This is a genomic window from Aequorivita sp. KMM 9714 (genome assembly GCF_011065475.1).
Taxonomy (GTDB): Bacteria; Bacteroidota; Bacteroidia; order Flavobacteriales; family Flavobacteriaceae; genus Aequorivita; species Aequorivita sinensis.
In genome coordinates this window covers 278,625-294,564 of the sequence record NZ_JAAGRO010000001.1, presented here as the reverse complement: position 1 = coordinate 294,564, position 15,940 = coordinate 278,625, and the positions used below count along the sequence as shown (strand labels likewise).

12 protein-coding genes are annotated in these 15,940 nt (G+C 34.9%); 4 read left to right on the top strand and 8 right to left on the bottom strand.

Annotated elements, in window-relative coordinates:
- Positions 1 to 46: 46 nt before the first annotated feature.
- From G3A46_RS01320 to uvrC, 8 genes are all read right to left on the bottom strand, one after another.
- On the bottom strand, positions 47 to 487 hold the full coding sequence (locus G3A46_RS01320; protein WP_165147551.1) for a hypothetical protein: 441 nt from the start codon (positions 485 to 487) through the stop codon (positions 47 to 49).
- Between the two features lie 142 nt (positions 488 to 629).
- Positions 630 to 3,263, bottom strand: a complete 2,634-nt coding sequence (locus G3A46_RS01315; RefSeq protein WP_165145207.1) for a carboxypeptidase-like regulatory domain-containing protein — start codon at positions 3,261 to 3,263, stop codon at positions 630 to 632.
- Between the two features lie 181 nt (positions 3,264 to 3,444).
- On the bottom strand, positions 3,445 to 4,668 hold the full coding sequence (locus G3A46_RS01310; RefSeq protein WP_165145204.1) for a peptidoglycan DD-metalloendopeptidase family protein: 1,224 nt from the start codon (positions 4,666 to 4,668) through the stop codon (positions 3,445 to 3,447).
- A gap of 121 nt (positions 4,669 to 4,789) precedes the next feature.
- A complete protein-coding gene (locus G3A46_RS01305; RefSeq protein ID WP_165145201.1) occupies positions 4,790 to 5,563 on the bottom strand; it encodes a DUF3108 domain-containing protein in 774 nt (257 codons plus the stop codon).
- A 102-nt stretch (positions 5,564 to 5,665) separates the two neighbouring features.
- Positions 5,666 to 6,826, bottom strand: coding sequence for a 4-hydroxyphenylpyruvate dioxygenase (hppD, locus tag G3A46_RS01300; RefSeq protein WP_139854083.1), 1,161 nt, complete (start codon positions 6,824 to 6,826; stop codon positions 5,666 to 5,668).
- Between the two features lie 126 nt (positions 6,827 to 6,952).
- Positions 6,953 to 8,110, bottom strand: coding sequence for a homogentisate 1,2-dioxygenase (locus G3A46_RS01295; protein ID WP_165145198.1), 1,158 nt, complete (start codon positions 8,108 to 8,110; stop codon positions 6,953 to 6,955).
- Positions 8,111 to 8,242: 132 nt separating this feature from the next.
- Positions 8,243 to 10,477, bottom strand: coding sequence for a patatin-like phospholipase family protein (locus G3A46_RS01290; RefSeq protein WP_165145195.1), 2,235 nt, complete (start codon positions 10,475 to 10,477; stop codon positions 8,243 to 8,245).
- 32 nt (positions 10,478 to 10,509) lie between these two features.
- Positions 10,510 to 12,312 (bottom strand): excinuclease ABC subunit UvrC, encoded by a 1,803-nt coding sequence (gene uvrC, locus G3A46_RS01285; RefSeq protein WP_165145192.1) that lies wholly within the window; start codon positions 12,310 to 12,312, stop codon positions 10,510 to 10,512.
- A gap of 131 nt (positions 12,313 to 12,443) precedes the next feature.
- Here uvrC and G3A46_RS01280 point away from each other — a divergent pair, with 131 nt between their 5' ends.
- The 4 genes from G3A46_RS01280 (at position 12,444) to G3A46_RS01265 (ending at position 15,773) form a co-directional block, all read left to right on the top strand.
- Positions 12,444 to 13,316: a RimK family alpha-L-glutamate ligase gene (locus tag G3A46_RS01280; RefSeq protein WP_165145189.1), complete on the top strand. Its 873-nt coding sequence runs from the start codon at positions 12,444 to 12,446 to the stop codon at positions 13,314 to 13,316.
- 146 nt (positions 13,317 to 13,462) lie between these two features.
- The gene (locus G3A46_RS01275) at positions 13,463 to 13,888 is read left to right on the top strand and encodes a RimK/LysX family protein (protein WP_139854078.1); all 426 of its coding nucleotides are present in this window, start codon (positions 13,463 to 13,465) and stop codon (positions 13,886 to 13,888) included.
- Positions 13,885 to 14,757 (top strand): 30S ribosomal protein S6--L-glutamate ligase, encoded by an 873-nt coding sequence (gene rimK, locus G3A46_RS01270; protein WP_139854077.1) that lies wholly within the window; start codon positions 13,885 to 13,887, stop codon positions 14,755 to 14,757. Before G3A46_RS01275 ends, rimK begins: the two co-directional genes overlap by 4 nt.
- 2 nt (positions 14,758 to 14,759) lie before the next feature.
- The gene (locus G3A46_RS01265; RefSeq protein ID WP_165145186.1) at positions 14,760 to 15,773 is read left to right on the top strand and encodes a succinylglutamate desuccinylase/aspartoacylase family protein; all 1,014 of its coding nucleotides are present in this window, start codon (positions 14,760 to 14,762) and stop codon (positions 15,771 to 15,773) included.
- Positions 15,774 to 15,940: the final 167 nt, after the last annotated feature.

The following is a 15,940-nucleotide window of genomic DNA, read 5'->3' as shown; positions in this document are numbered from 1 at the left end:
GGCACTCTAGTTAAAGAGTGCCTTGTAATTTATAAAAGAATCTATATTAAAACCATTGTGACCAAGGAATTCTACTTAGCATAAGTACTAATCCAATTGTGTAAAATATAGCAAGTGTTTTAAATTTTTTGTTTGAAAGTAAATTCTTTTTGTGTTTTGAATAACCAATTGTTATAAAAAGTACAGTTAAAATCATCATCATTGGATGCTCAACTGCATATAGTCTAAATGTAGAATCTTTCATAACAACACCCATCCCATTGTTTGTAATGTTCTGTAAGCCTAATGGTGAAGTAACATAAAGTACAATCCCAATAAGTAATTGGATGTGGGTAACTATTAAAGCGAAAAGAGAAATTCTAAAATCTTTTGCACTGTATTCTCTTTTTGAAAAGAATCCAGCCAATGCGTTAATAGTTGCCAGTACTACAATTAGCAGCACTAAGTAAGCCCAATAAGAATGAATAAAATGTAGAGTATTAGCCATAGCGTTTTTTATTTTTTTCAAATATAAGATTTATACCCTTTTAAACCTTCTTTTGTGTTCTCAATTATTTGCAGATTGAAATATTAAGAAATAAAAAATGCCCCGAATTTCGGGGCATTTTCTTTATGTATAATACTGAGTATTAGAAGTCGTAACGTAGACTTGCGTTCCAAGTTCTTCCGTTACCGTAGTAGTATCCGTAAGAATCTTTTTGGCTTAAGTACATTTCGTTTGTAACGTTATAAACGTTTGCACGGAATGTTAAGTCACTTCCTCCAAAATCAAATTTGTAAGAAAGACCTGCGTCTAATACGCTATAAGCATTTAAACGATCAGCTTGGTAAACTTCATTTTTGAAAGCAGCTTCAGTTACATCTCTTGCATCAACGAATCCGTAAAGATCAGTATAGATGTTGTAATCTGCATCTACGCTAAGTCCATCAACAATAGTGTATTTGAAACCAAAACCAAATGATGTTTGTGGTGCATTACCAACTTTAGTACCAGTTAAGTTAACGTCACCTTCTTCAAGTAATTCGTTAGTTTCACTAGCTCTAGTTTGGAATGGAGAATCTCCATCGTATTTCCAGTTACCAATACTACCAAATGCTCTAATCATAAAGTCACTAGAGTAACGGTATTTACCTTCAAATTCGAATCCTTTGTGAACTTGAGTGATACCAGTAAACTTTTGGTAACGGTCAACTTGTTCAATTGGGTTAGAGGAAGTTTCATCACCTTCTATAAATCCACCAGAAAGGAATCTGTTACCCCATTTTGTGTAGTAAGCATTTAAGTCTAAAGAGAAGTTTCCAGAACGTAGTCTGTAACCAGCCTCAACTCCTAAAATCTCTTCGTTGTCGATTTCGTTTTCTCCATCTAAGATGTAGTTAGAGTTTCTGATATCATCAAAGATATTATCTAGGAATGGTTGTCTTGAGTAGTATCCAGCATTAACAAAAACCGTATTGTTTTCGATAAATGTGTAACCCATACCTCCTTTAATGTTGTATCCAGTTTTGTTAACCTTTGCAGATTTACCAAGACCGTCTACACCTTCTACTTCTTTACCAGTAGCACGACCTTCTCTTTGGTAGCTTTGAGTTGATACAGCTCCTTGAACAAAGGCAGAGAAGTTGTCAATTTTATATTCAGCTTGTCCGAAACCACCGATGTAGTTGATGAATTCTGAATAATCGTAGTTAAAACGCTGTCCTTCGTCAGCAGAGTTGAATAGAGCAGACCAAGGGTTTGCTTCGAAAGTTTCGTTAATAACGTAATCGCTATCTCTTAAATCGCCGTAACCGAAGTTATCAGCGTATCCTTGAAGACCTAAAAGGTCATTCATTTGGTACCAGTGGCTACCTTTGTAGAAACGAGTATCAACACCTACGTTGAAAGTGAAGTTATCACTTACAGCAGTTTCAAGGTTTGTAAGGAAACCATACCAGTTGTGGTTGTTTACAGACATTCTTCTTGCCAATGAACGATTTCCGTAACTTCCGATACCGTTATCAGCACCAGCAATGTTAGCTTCTTCGATAGCATCGAAATCTACATTTCCATTGTTGTCATAGATAATGTTTCTTGAGCTTCCAGCAGGGCCAGTTCCTCCACCACGTCCCCAAGATGCATAAAGCACAGAAGATAAGTTAGTTTTGTCACTAATTTCCCAATCCCAGTTAAGGTTAGCGATTGGCTTGTGGTAGTAGTTTCTTCTTAAAGTAAATCTTTCTCCGTTATAGAAACCAGAGTTACTGTTATATCTTTTTCCGTATAAATCGTAATCTTCTAACGACTTAGAGAAGTTTTGGTCGTGGAATTGTGGAGCACCAGTTAACAATAAGTTGAAAGAGTGCTTATCGTTTGGTACGTATCCAACACCAATAAAATAGTTTTGTCCTTGTCCTGCAGTACCATCAGAATATTTTCTGTGTGCTTGCCAGTGGTCAACCATAATACTATAAGCCCACTTTCCTTGTAAACCAGAATCGTAGCTAAAAGTACCTTTAAAGTAGCTATCGTTACCAGTCATAAAACGAGCAAAACCACCTTGTTTTCTACCTGCTGCACGAGATACAATGTTTACAGTTCCACCTACTGACGAAATAGCCAGTTTAGAAGAACCTAAACCTCTTTGTACTTGAACTGCGTTTGCAACATCAGACATACCAGACCAGTTAGACCAGTACATTCTTCCGTCTTCCATACCATTAATTGGCTGTCCGTTTAAAAGGAATGCAGTGTTAGTTTGGTCAAATCCACGTAGGAACATTTGTGAATCTCCAAATCCTCCAGCTTGGTTAGATACGTAAACACTAGGCGTACTTTTAATAGCCTCAGGGAATTCTACGTTACCTACAGCTTTTGCTTGAATTTCAGCAGAAGTAATTGTAGATACTGCAATAGGTGTTTGACGATCTCTCGCCATGTCGATAATACCTTTACCTACGATCACAACTTCTTCAAGTGCGTCAGAGTCTACAGTAATTTTAACTGTACCTAGGTTTGCAGAACCTCCTACTGCGTTATATTGTGCTTTTTGAACATTGTAGCCAATATATGAAATAGTAAGTGTACCCGTTTTAGATGATGTCTTCAATGTGAAGTTTCCGTCGAAATCGGTGATGGCACCATTTGTTGTGCCGGTCTCAACCACGTTAGCACCAGCTAACGGACTGTTTGTTTCAGAATCGACTACCGTACCGGTAACCGTTGTTTGTGAAAATGCGGCAATACTGCCAAGGAAAAAAACAATAAGTAATAGTTTTTTCATGAATTTAAATTTTAGGTTTAAAAATTTCGGCAAAAATACAATCTTATAGGGGTTACTACCAACTATTTTCATTAAGAAATAGTTAAGAGGATATTTCTGCTGAATAAAGATAAAATTTAAACTATAATGCTCTGAGGATTTGCACGTTAGTTAATAACAAGGTTATTAACATTTTTAGATTTTAAAAGACGATGCAGTCTAATTGGTCTTTAACCGGCATTAGATTTGCAAAATATTCCTCGTGTAAAGCTTTAGGAAGTGGTTCAGAAAATGGAGTATCGTCTTTAAACGGATCTACTTGTTTTCCATTTTTCCAAAATCTATAGCACACGTGAGGGCCACTTGTATTTCCCGTCATTCCAATCCAACCAATAACATCTCCTTGGCTTACGTGTTGTCCTACTTTTACCTTTCGCGCTTTCATATGTAGGTATTGGGTTTCGTAAGTGCCGTTATGACGTATTTTTACGTAATTTCCATTTCCACCTCTGTATTCAGACTTAGTAACTACACCATCGGCAGTAGCTAAAATAGGTGTGCCTACAGGAGCTGCAAAATCGGTTCCTTTATGAGGTCTAAGCTTAAAGCCGTAATATTTAATACGTCTGTTTAAGTTGTATCGAGAAGAGATTCTACTAAATTTTACTGGTGATTTTAAGAAAGCTCTTTTCAGGTTGTTCGCGTTTTCGTCATAGTAACCGGATGTTTTGCCTAAAGAATCCGAGCCATATTTAAAAGCATACAATGGCTTTCCATTGTGTTCAAAATATGCTGCTTTAATTTCTTTTAAACCCGCAGGAATTGTATCGTCTATATAACGTTCGGTATAAATTACTTTAAAACGATCTCCTGCCTGTAATTTAAAAAAGTTTATCGTCCAAGCATAAATGTTTGCAAGTTGATCGGTCATATATGGACTTAAATTCTGTTCTTCCATAGTTGCCGAAAGTGAACTTGTAATAATTCCTGAAGCTTCTTTTTCTTCGTATCGAACAGGTTTTTGACTATTGTAAATAGTTAGAGAGTCTCTAAAATCAACAACAGCATAGTTAATTTTATTGCTTTCGTAAATAAAAACTTGTGTTTTATTAAGTGAATCTTTTGAATTTAGAAGCACATATGGTTTCCCTACTCTTATTCTACGCACGTCAAAACTATCTCGAAATTTAGTGGCAACCTGCATGATTTTATCCTGCGAAATTCCATTTGCGCTTAGGATATCGCCAAAAGTATCTCCTTTACGTATGGTGTCTCTAACAACATTAAAGTCGTTTAAGATATATCCATATTGTTCAATAATAGGGTCTTCTTGTTTTTCAACTACTTCATTAATATCGTCTTTTGTATTCTCACAAGCGGTAGTGAGTAAGACAAGGGATAATAGTGCTACAATTAGGTGTTTCAATTCTGGGGAAATTTTTCTGTATTATTCTTTAATTAGGCTAACTCATTTTGTAGAAAAATATTGAATTGTAAATCAAAAAATTTACGCTATTCAATATTTTCCTGTTAGCGAAAAATAAATATTACTTCGCTAATATTTTAAAGGAGTGTTGTAATCCTTTAAATTCAGTTAATGTCGCTTTTAAAGAACCAACTGCTAAATCGGCTTTGATTAACAACGGAATTTTGTTGTTATCGTCACTAATCCAAACAGTTAAGCTTTCTTTTTCTTTAAATACTCGACCAGATTGTACATAAGGTCTAAATATTAAAGTGCGAACGGCCCCAAAATTAGTATCTAAAACTTCTTTACCAAGGAATTTTAGCCTGAATTTAAAATTTTCTTTGTCAAAAAACATATTCATTTCAACAATATCACCTTCTTTGATGTTTTCAGTGTCTAATTTGTTTCTGAGATAATAAAATGCTGAAATCATATCTTGTGTTTCTTTAGGGAAAGAAAACACAGAAGTCTCGTTGTGCTTTTTGTCGTTTACAGTGGCTTTATATGTATTGTGGTTAAAGTCTATTTGAACATCTTTGGTATAACCACCTTCATCAATTTTTCTGATAAAGCGGTAAGGGATATCCTTTTTCTTATCTATATACGATTGGTAATCGTCTTCAACTTTAAAAAACCACTTAGAAAGTCCTACGGTTTTACCATATCCACGAACATGGTAAACTTCCTTGCCGTTTAAAGTAGCATTATTAACATTTAGAGTTGCATAACCTGCTGTTACAAATCCGTAATGAACCCGGAATTTAAAGTATTCGCCATCGCCATATGCTCTCTCTTGTGCAGAAAGTAAAAATGTGTTTCCAAAAATTAATAAAAGGGCGATTAGCTTCTTCATAAAATGTGACTTTAGATGTTTTTATTAAATGAATTACAACATCTGTTCCAAAAAATAAACCCCACCATATAAAGACGATGGGGTTTAGATAAAGTTACATTTTTATAATGTTCCTCTTTGAGCTTGCTCGCGCTCGATAGATTCAAAAAGAGCTTTGAAGTTTCCAGCGCCAAAACCTTTTGCTCCCATTCTTTGAATGATTTCAAAGAATAAAGTAGGACGGTCTTCTAATGGCTTGGTGAATATTTGAAGTAAGTATCCATCTTCGTCAGCATCTATCATAATAGATAGTTTTCTCAGCTCGTTGATGTCTTCTTTCATCATTTTCATATGATCGCCTAAACGCTCTGGAATAGCATCGTAATATGCTTGTGGTGGTGGAGGTAAGAATTCAACCCCTCTTTCTTTTAACTGACTAACAGTTTTAATAATATCATCTGTTGTTAATGCTAAGTGTTGAACTCCTGCATCTTCATAAAAGTCTAAATATTCTTCAATTTGTGATCTTTTAGCTCCTTCTGCTGGTTCGTTGATAGGGAATTTAATACGTCCGTTACCATTACTCATTACCTTACTCATTAAGGCAGAATATTCTGTATGAATTTGTTTGTCGTCGAATGATAGGAAGTTAACAAAGCCCATTACATCCTCGTACCATTTTACCCAAACGTTCATTTGATTCCAACCTACGTTTCCTACCATATGGTCGATGTATTTTAAACCAGTTGGTGTTGGATTGTAGTCGCTTTTCCACTCACGGAAACCAGGTAAAAAGGTTCCATTGTAATTTTTACGCTCAACAAACATATGTACTGTTTCACCATAAGTGTAAATACCACTGCGTACTACTTCTCCATTCTCGTCTTTTTCAACGGTTGGTTCCATATATGGTTTAGCACCGCGTTTTGTAGTTTCTTCGAATGCGCTTCTAGCATCTTCTACCCAAAGTGCAATCACCTTTACACCATCACCGTGTTTTACAATATGGTCGTTGATAGGGGACTTGCTATTAAGAGGTGTAGTTAAAACTAGTGTGATTTTATCTTGCTTAAGCACATAGCTTACCGAATCACGAGATCCTGTTTCAAGACCTTTATATGCATATGATTGAAATCCAAATGCTGTTTTATAAAAATGGGCACTCTGCTTTGCATTACCCACATAGAACTCTACGTAGTCTGTACCTAATAACGGCAGAAAGTCTTCTGCTCCTTCAAAAATCTTTTCTAGTCCATACTCGACCGACTTTACTTCTTTGCTCATAATTTAATTTTCTAAAAATCCTATTATTTATTAATCGAGAAGATTCTCTATGAGAGTTTCTTCTTGTAATTTTCTTTAATTGTCTTCAAATGTACTATATAATAAAGTATAATTACAATTGAAGGATTACTCTAACCAACTTTTGTAATAAGTGCCATCAGATAGTTTTAATCCATCTTCAGTAACCTTAAGAGGTTTAAAAGTATCTACCATCACGGCAAGTTCTTCCGTTTTAGTTTTTCCAATACTTCTTTCTGCTGCACCTGGGTGTGGGCCGTGAGGAATACCCGCAGGGTGTAATGTAATTTGACCTGCTTCAATATCGTTTCGGCTCATAAAATCTCCATCTACATAGTATAACACTTCATCGCTATCAATATTGCTGTGATTATAAGGAGCAGGAACACTTAATGGGTGATAATCATAAAGCCTTGGAACAAAACTACACACAACAAATGCATTTGTTTCAAATGTTTGATGTACTGGTGGCGGTTGGTGAATACGTCCTGTTATAGGCTCAAAGTCATGGATTGAAAAAGCATAAGGGAAATTATATCCATCATAACCAACAACATCAAATGGGTGAGTGGCATAAACCAATTCAAAAATTTCGTCTTGCTTCTTTACTTTAACCAAAAACTCACCTTTTTTATCATAAGTTTCAAGTTCTTCGGGCTTTCTAATGTCACGTTCACAATATGGTGAATGCTCTAATAATTGACCGAACCAGTTTCTATATCGTTTTGGAGTGTAAATAGGGTGTTTGGACTCTACAATAAACAAACGATTATCTTCAGTATCAAATTCAATTTGATAAATTATTCCACGAGGTACTAATAGATAATCTCCATACTTAAAATCAAGATTTCCTAAAAAAGTACGCAATTTACCTGAGCCTCTGTGAATAAAAATTAATTCATCAGAATCTGTGTTTTTATAGAAATAATCTTTCAGAGATTTTTTTGTAGCGGCAAGAACAATGCTGCAGTCGCTATTGGTAAGTACAGTTTTTCTACTCTCTAAATAATCGTTTTCTGGTTCAACATTAAACCCTTTTAATCGAAGTGATTCTATATTATTAGCTCTTGCAATTTTAGGGGAAACATTGTATTGTTTTTTTATCTCTTTTACTTGAGTAGGCCTGTGTTCGTGGTAGATATTACTATACATTCCATCGAAACCAATTGTGCCAAAAAGTTCTTCGTAGTAAAGACTTCCGTCTGGCTTTCTAAATTGGGTATGTCGTTTAGGCGGTATTTTGCCAAGTTTATGGTAGAAAGGCATATATGATGTTAAATATTAAATCAATAAATTTTGAGGTTAAAAATTTCAACGTCAACATTTTAATGTTTCAAATTGAAATGCTTAACCTCACAAATATCGGAAAAATATACTACTTACTGAACTAAGAAAACATTAAAACCTATAGCCTAATGCCACATACCATATCCCGTCATCGTGTTCCGGTGAGAAAGAATATTTTATTTCCATAGGTCCTAAAACTGTTTCTAAGCCGTAACCTAAAGAAAACCCTGAGTAGTCGATACCATCAGCCCAGTCTCCATTTTCTAAAATATCATTACCTACGTTAGCAATGTTTGCTGAAACATTTATGTGGTTTTTTTTGAAAATTTCATAGTCAATAGAAAGGACACTCTTAAGATATGTGTTCCCTCGAATTGAAATAGCGCTATAGCCTAAAAACGGAATAATGTTGTTCATCTCTTTAAATCCGTATCCACCAAGTGCGAAGTCTAATGTCGTGGTTTCAGTGCCTCCTAATTTAAAACCACCTTCAGCGGTTATGTGAGCCGAGAATTTATCAGAGATTTTATGTGCGTAACCCATTTTTGCTTTTGCAAGTGAGAAAGGTTTAAAGTCTTTGTTTCGACCGTGAGCAAATAAATACCAGTGAAAATCTCCAGAAAAATAGGTTCCACTTTTCGGGAAGAAGCTATTGTCGTAAGTATCGTACTTTAAAAGTCCAAAAGCACTATAGTAATTGGTGCTTTCAAAAACAGTACGAGGAATATTATTATTGTCTGTACCAATGGTTTCCGATAGGTATCTAAGGTATTTATGCTCTCCTCCTATACTAAATACAAAAGACCTTCTGAAAAGTGTTTCGAAGTAAATTTGATTAGTAAAATCACTATAATTAATAGAAAGATTATTAATCGGAAGTGAGAGTTCATTATTTATATCTGGGTCTATAAATGTAATTGGTACTTCTGTGTCAAAAAAGTGATATTTTGAATTAATACCTACACTCCAATAAAACCCTTTGTCGATATAATATTGAAAATTATACCGAAGATTATCTCCTGCTATTAAATCTAATGAAGCGATATCGTTATTAGTTAAAAGTCTCTTTTTAGTGATGTTTACTAATGCTGCAGTGTGGAATAAATCGTCGTAATGTGCTGAAAAACGAAGCAACATTGACGATTTGCTCTCCCGTAATTGCAATAATAAAGTGTTTTTTTGATTGTCGTCTTCTATGAATCTATAGTTAATATCTTGAAAATTACCTGTAGCTGATAGGTTGTTGATTCCTTCATTAAAAGCTTTGAAGGTTACTTTATCTGGAGTTCGGAGTTTTAATTTTCCTAATACATAGCTTCGAGTATAATTGTCAAGACCTTCAATTTTCACTTCTTTTATATAGATAGAATCTCGGTTTACAATATTTACTTTCTCTTTTTCTGAAGGTTTTTGTTTTGAAGCTACCTGAAGTAGTTCTTCTCTAAATTTATTTGCTTCATCAATACCAGATTGTACTATTTTCTTTCCTTCGTCGAATGAAACAACCGAGAAATCCTGAATATTTGGATGTATATAAATATCAGTTTTTCCACGTTTTTCAATCATATCATTAATGGTGCGATAGTTATTTATTTGTACTAAAACATCAATAGCAGATTTAAGTCTAGTTCTGTCTTTTAGACTGTCTTGAACATCAATCCCAATTATTAAGTCCATCCCCTTAGCTTTAACTTCATTAATAGGATAGTTGTTAACCACACCCCCGTCAATAAGAACGCGATCGTTAATTATTACAGGACTAAAAAGCGAAGGTAAGGCTCCACTTGCAGTAATAGCTCTAGGTAGGTAGCCGCGCTCTAGTATAACTTCTTTTCCCGTTTCAACATCGGTAGCAATACAGAAAAATGGAATTGGTAGTTTGCTAAAATCTGAAGTAGTGCTAACGTGACTCGTTAATTTTGAAATTAAGTTATAGACATTCTGACCTTTAGAAATTCCTGAAGGAAACCCAATTTTAAAATTATCGAAAGGTAGTATCAAGGAGTATTTTTCCGATTCTTCTTTCTCGTAAAATGTCTTGGCACTTCTCGGAATATTATCGCGAATTAAGGTATTAAAGTCTGTTTTTTGAAAAATACTGTCAAGCTGGTTTGCTGAATATCCCGCTGCGTATAGAGCTCCGATAATTGCCCCCATACTTGTACCGCCAATATAATCTATACGAACCCCAGACTCTTCAATAACTTTAAGAGCTCCAATATGCGCAAGTCCTTTTGCACCTCCACCACTTAAAACAACGCCTACTTTTAAATCTTCCTTATCTTTTGTTTGTGAAAATGAAAGCGTAGAAACCAGTATAAATAATATAAAAAGTGCTTTTTTCATTTATTAAATTTCTATTTTATTAATTAAATATATTAATCCGACTTAGTCTTTTGAAAATGGGTAACTATTTTCTTAGCTCTACTAGCACCTACTACTTTTGAAAGCTCTTCAAAATTAGCTGAAGCAACACGTTTAGTGCTTTTGAAATGCTTCAATAATTCAACGATTGTTTTTTCTCCAATTCCCGGAATAGTTTCCAATTCTGTATTAAGCGCTTGCTTACTGCGTTTGCTTCGGTGGAAGGTGATTCCAAATCGGTGAGCTTCATTTCGTAGTTGCTGTATAATTTTTAAAGTTTCACTTTTTTTATCTAAATATAACGGAATAGGATCGTCTGGATAAAACAGTTCTTCTAAACGCTTGGCGATTCCTATTATTGCTATTTTTCCACGTAAACCTAATTTGTCTAGGCTCTTTAACGATGATGAAAGTTGTCCTTTTCCTCCATCTATAATGATAAGTTGAGGTAAAGGTTGCTCTTCCTCCAACAATCTTTTATACCTGCGGTAAACAACTTCTTCCATTGAGGCGAAATCGTCTGGTCCTACTACCGTTTTTATATTGAATTTTCGATAATCCTTTTTGCTAGGTTTCCCATTTTTAAAAACCACACAAGCAGCTACAGGATTGGTTCCTTGTATATTACTATTGTCGAAGCATTCAATATGACGTGGCTCTACCGAAAGGCGAAGATCTTTTTTCATCTGCGCCATAATTCGCTTTTCATGGCGGTCTGGGTCTACAATTTTAGCTTGTTTAAACTTCTCCATTCGGAAGTACTTTGCATTCCTTTCAGATAAGTCTAAAATCGCTTTTTTGTCGCCTAACTTAGGTACGTGAACCTTTACTTCTTCTCCTAATTCCAATGCAAAAGGTACATAAATTTCTCTTGAAAGTGAATTGAATCGCTGTCGGAGTTCTATAATGGCTAGTTGAAGTAACTCCTCGTCGGTTTCATCCAACTTCTTCTTTATTTCCAGTGTATGCGACCGTATAATTGCTCCATGTGAAAGCTGTAAAAAATTAACGTAAGCATAGCCTTCATCAGAAATAATACTGAAAACATCAACATTGTTTATTTTAGGGTTTACAACAGTAGATTTAGATTGATAGTTTTCTAAAATATCTATCTTCTCCTTTATGCGTTGAGCTTCTTCAAATCTTAATTCATCTGCATATTGCTTCATTAGCTTTTTGAACTTGTGTAAGGATTCTTTAAAATTTCCTTTTACAATATCTCTAATAGCTTCAATATTTTCATGATATTCTTTTTCAGAATACAAGCCTTCACAAGGCCCTAAGCAATTTCCGAGATGGTATTCTAGACAAACTTTGTATTTTCCGTTTTTAATCTTTTCTTCAGATAAATCGTAATTACAAGTACGTAGTGGATACAACCCTTTAATTAAATCTAGGAGGGTGTGTACGGTTTTCATACTTGTGTAAGGTCCGAAATACTCCGACCCATCTTTAATCATGCGTCGAGTTGGGAAAACTCTTGGGAAACGTTCGTTCTTAATACAAATCCACGGATAGCTTTTGTCATCTTTCAGCAATACATTGTATCGTGGTTGATATTTCTTAATTAAGTTGTTTTCTAACAAAAGAGCATCCGTCTCTGTTTGAACAACAATATGCTTAATGTTGGCAATCTTTTTTACAAGAATTCGTGTTTTGCCGTTATCTTGTTGTTTGTTGAAATAAGAAGAAACCCTTTTCTTTAAATTTTTTGCCTTCCCAACGTAAAGTAATTTCCCGTCCTTATCGTAGTATTGATATACTCCAGCCGAATCGGGAAGCGTTGAAATTTGTAGTGTTAACGAAGCATTAGACATAACCCCAAAGATAATAGTTTGTAAATTTTAAATGATGCGTTTTCGGCTTCTAAATGTTAATAATAAATTATTTTTTTGGACCATTAAATCTCGTTACCTTTTTGGTTAAATTGCACCGCTAACTGTTATCTATGAATATCGCCATTTTATCGCGTGGAGAGACGCTTTATTCTACTAAAAGTCTACTTCATGCTGCTTCAGCCAGAAATCATAATGTAGAAGTTTTGGACCCTACTTTTTGCAATCTCGAAATAGAAAACGGAAAGGCAGTGGTCTATTACGAAGGTAATATTATTGATGACCTTGATGCAATTATTCCAAGAATTGGAGCTTCAAATACTTTTTATGGTACTAGTGTAGTCCGTCATTTTGAAGCTATGGGGGTTTTTACAGTGGTTTCTTCTTTGGGTATCACAAACAGCCGTGATAAATGGACGTGTTTTCAAGTATTAGCAAAACATCAAATTCCCATGCCGAGGACTATATTCGCGTCTTTCTATGATTTTGAAGAACAGTTAAATACATTTAAGGGAAAACCAATCATCATAAAACTTTTAGAAGGCACTCACGGGGAAGGGGTTATCCTTACCGAAAGTCCACAAAATGCATTGGCAACTATTGAAACTTTAAATGCCGCTGGAGTTAAGTTTTTATTGCAAGAATATATCGAAGAGGTAAAAGGCTCTGATGTACGTGCAATAGTGGTTGATGGAGTAGTGGTTGCTGCTATGAAACGAAAAAGCAAAGCAGGCGATTTCAGAAGTAATTTGCATCGCGGAGGTTCTTCAGAAATCATTGAGCTTTCTACATCTGAAGAAAAACTAGCTATTAAAGCGGCAAAAGCAATGGGTCTAGGTTTTTGTGGGGTTGATATCTTACAATCCAAAAACGGACCGTTAGTTTTAGAAATAAATAGCACTCCAGGTTTAGAAGGTATTGAAAATACTTCTGGAAAAAATGTTTCTAAAAGTGTAATTGGTTATATTGAACGCAATATTAAATAGTTAATACCTTGAGACGAATAGAAACTCGTCTCATATAATCAAAAAACATAAAACAATTATAATATATCATCTGCTGTTGAGGTTTGGTTTCGATTTTAATTTCAAATTCGTTTTCATACCTTGCATTTGTAAAAACCTAAAATACATTGAAAAGAAACATTGGTAGAATAGACAAAGCTGATTTTCCTTTACTCAATCTGTTTGATGTTGAAGTGAAAATTGACACAGGTGCATACACTTCATCCATTCATTGCAAAAATGTAAAGGTTGAAGATAATTACCTGAAATGCTTGTTTCTAGACGAAGAACATCCTAGCTATCACGAAAAGGAAATTATCTTTGACGAGTACGACGTAAAAGTTGTAAAAAGTAGTAACGGACAATCTGAAGCTAGATATAGAATAAAAACCGAAATCCTTCTTTTCGGAAAAACTCAAGAAATTTATTTAACCCTAAGCGATCGTGAGGAAATGCGTTTTCCAGTGCTTTTAGGCAGAAGTTTTTTGAGCAATAAATATGTTGTTGACATCAACAAAACCAATCTTTCGTATAAATTAAAAACTAAAAAATGAAGATCAGAATACTATCCGCAAATGCAAACCTATATTCTACTAGGCGACTTGTGGAAGCCGCTAAAGCTAGAAATCACGAGGTTGAGGTTATCAATCATGCAAAGTGCGATATAGTTATTGAAAAGAAAAACCCTGTAATAATGTACAAGGGTCAAAAGCTGGATCATACCGATGCTATTATTCCTCGTATTGGTGCTTCAGTTACATTTTACGGAACTGCAGTGGTTCGTCAATTTGAAATGCAACGCGTTTTTACAACTACCGAGTCGCAAGCATTAGTGCGTTCGCGTGATAAATTAAGAAGTTTACAAATTTTATCTCGTGCAGGATTAGGACTTCCAAAAACCGTTTTTACAAACTATTCAAAAAACGTAAAGGAAATTGTTGATCAGGCAGGTGGGGCTCCCGTAATTATTAAGTTATTAGAGGGAACTCAAGGAATTGGTGTTATTCTAGTTGAAACTAGAAAAGCTGCTGAATCTGTAATTGAAGCCTTCAATAATTTACAAGCTCGTGTAATTGTGCAAGAGTTTATTAAAGAAGCTGGAGGAGCCGATATTCGTGCATTTATTGTAGATGGTCAGATTGTTGGTGCCATGAAAAGACAAGGGAAAGAAGGAGAATTTAGAAGTAATTTACACCGAGGTGGTTCGGCATCCGTTATAAAACTAACAGATGAAGAAGAAACTGCAGCTTTAAAAGCAGCAAAGGCTATGGGACTTGGTATTGCTGGAGTAGATATGCTTCAATCTGCACGTGGGCCACTTATTTTGGAAGTTAACTCTTCTCCTGGTTTAGAAGGAATTGAAACGGCTACTGGAAAAGATATTGCTAACTCAATTATCAAGTATATAGAGCGTAACGTGTAATTATGGCCAAAAAAGAAGAACGCGATATAGTTATTTTAAATGAACGTATTGCCCTAGGTGAAAGCCGTACAGTAGATTTTAGTATTGCAAAGCTTTACACATCAACGAAAGTAGAAATTCCAATAATCGTTGAACGATCGAAAATCCCAGGGCCAACGGTATTGATAACAGCAGCTCTTCACGGCGATGAAATTAACGGTGTAGAAATAGTAAGGCAGGTTATTGCTAAAAAGATAAACAAGCCAAAACGAGGTACAATAATTTGTATTCCAATTCTCAATGTTTTTGGATTTCTTAATGGCGATCGAAATTTTCCTGATGGCCGTGATTTAAATCGTGTGTTTCCAGGGACTAAAACAGGTTCGTTAGCAAGTAGGGTAGCCTATCATTTTACTAAGAAGGTTTTGCCACACGCAGATTATTGTTTAGATTTTCATACAGGAGGGGCTAGTAGGTTTAATGCTCCACAAATACGCATAAAACCAGATGACGAAAAACTATTAGAACTAGCCAAAGTTTTTAATGCGCCATTCACAGTTTATTCCAATACATTAGAGAAATCATATAGAAAAACTTGCCACAAAATGGGAATACCTTCATTGCTTTTTGAAGGTGGTAAAAGTTTGGATAGCAATAAAGATATAGCACGAGAAGGTGTTGAAGGTATTATGCGGTTTTTAAAACATTTAGATATGTTAGGGTCTAGACATAGTGTTGCAGACGCTGAATCTGAAACCGTAATTATCGAAAAAAGTAAGTGGATTCGTGCCGTTAGAAGTGGCCTTTTACACGTAAAAATTGACTGTAATAAACACGTAAAAAAAGGAGAGTTTTTAGCTACCATTACAGATCCATATGGTAAAATGCGTTTCAAAGTTTTGTCTCCTAACGAAGGGTATATTATAAATGTAAATCAATCGCCCATTGTAAATCAAGGGGATGCAATATTTCACATCTCTACAGCAATTACTCCAAATACTTCAGAATCTGAAGAAGAAAATCTCGAAATAGTTTAATGCTAAGTAGAATTTTTTCTACGCAAACGTTTCGTAATAAGCTATGATTCAGTCTTATGAATCATAAAATACTACTAAATTTAAGTTAATAAAGTGATTTTTATTGGTAGACTTTAATGATGCAGTTAGCTTTGAAGCTTTCGGAATTGACAATTGACATTGATTTC

What these genes read in the sequence shown, in the direction of transcription:
- G3A46_RS01320 (WP_165147551.1), bottom strand. Translation starts at nt 487, where the DNA reads ATGGCTAATACTCTACATTTTATTCATTCTTATTGGGCTTACTTAGTG.
- G3A46_RS01315 (WP_165145207.1), bottom strand. Translation starts at nt 3,263, where the DNA reads ATGAAAAAACTATTACTTATTGTTTTTTTCCTTGGCAGTATTGCCGCA.
- G3A46_RS01305 (WP_165145201.1), bottom strand. Translation starts at nt 5,563, where the DNA reads ATGAAGAAGCTAATCGCCCTTTTATTAATTTTTGGAAACACATTTTTA.
- hppD (WP_139854083.1), bottom strand. Translation starts at nt 6,826, where the DNA reads ATGAGCAAAGAAGTAAAGTCGGTCGAGTATGGACTAGAAAAGATTTTT.
- G3A46_RS01295 (WP_165145198.1), bottom strand. Translation starts at nt 8,110, where the DNA reads ATGCCTTTCTACCATAAACTTGGCAAAATACCGCCTAAACGACATACC.
- G3A46_RS01290 (WP_165145195.1), bottom strand. Translation starts at nt 10,477, where the DNA reads ATGAAAAAAGCACTTTTTATATTATTTATACTGGTTTCTACGCTTTCA.
- uvrC (WP_165145192.1), bottom strand. Translation starts at nt 12,312, where the DNA reads ATGTCTAATGCTTCGTTAACACTACAAATTTCAACGCTTCCCGATTCG.
- G3A46_RS01280 (WP_165145189.1), top strand. Translation starts at nt 12,444, where the DNA reads ATGAATATCGCCATTTTATCGCGTGGAGAGACGCTTTATTCTACTAAA.
- rimK (WP_139854077.1), top strand. Translation starts at nt 13,885, where the DNA reads ATGAAGATCAGAATACTATCCGCAAATGCAAACCTATATTCTACTAGG.
- G3A46_RS01265 (WP_165145186.1), top strand. Translation starts at nt 14,760, where the DNA reads ATGGCCAAAAAAGAAGAACGCGATATAGTTATTTTAAATGAACGTATT.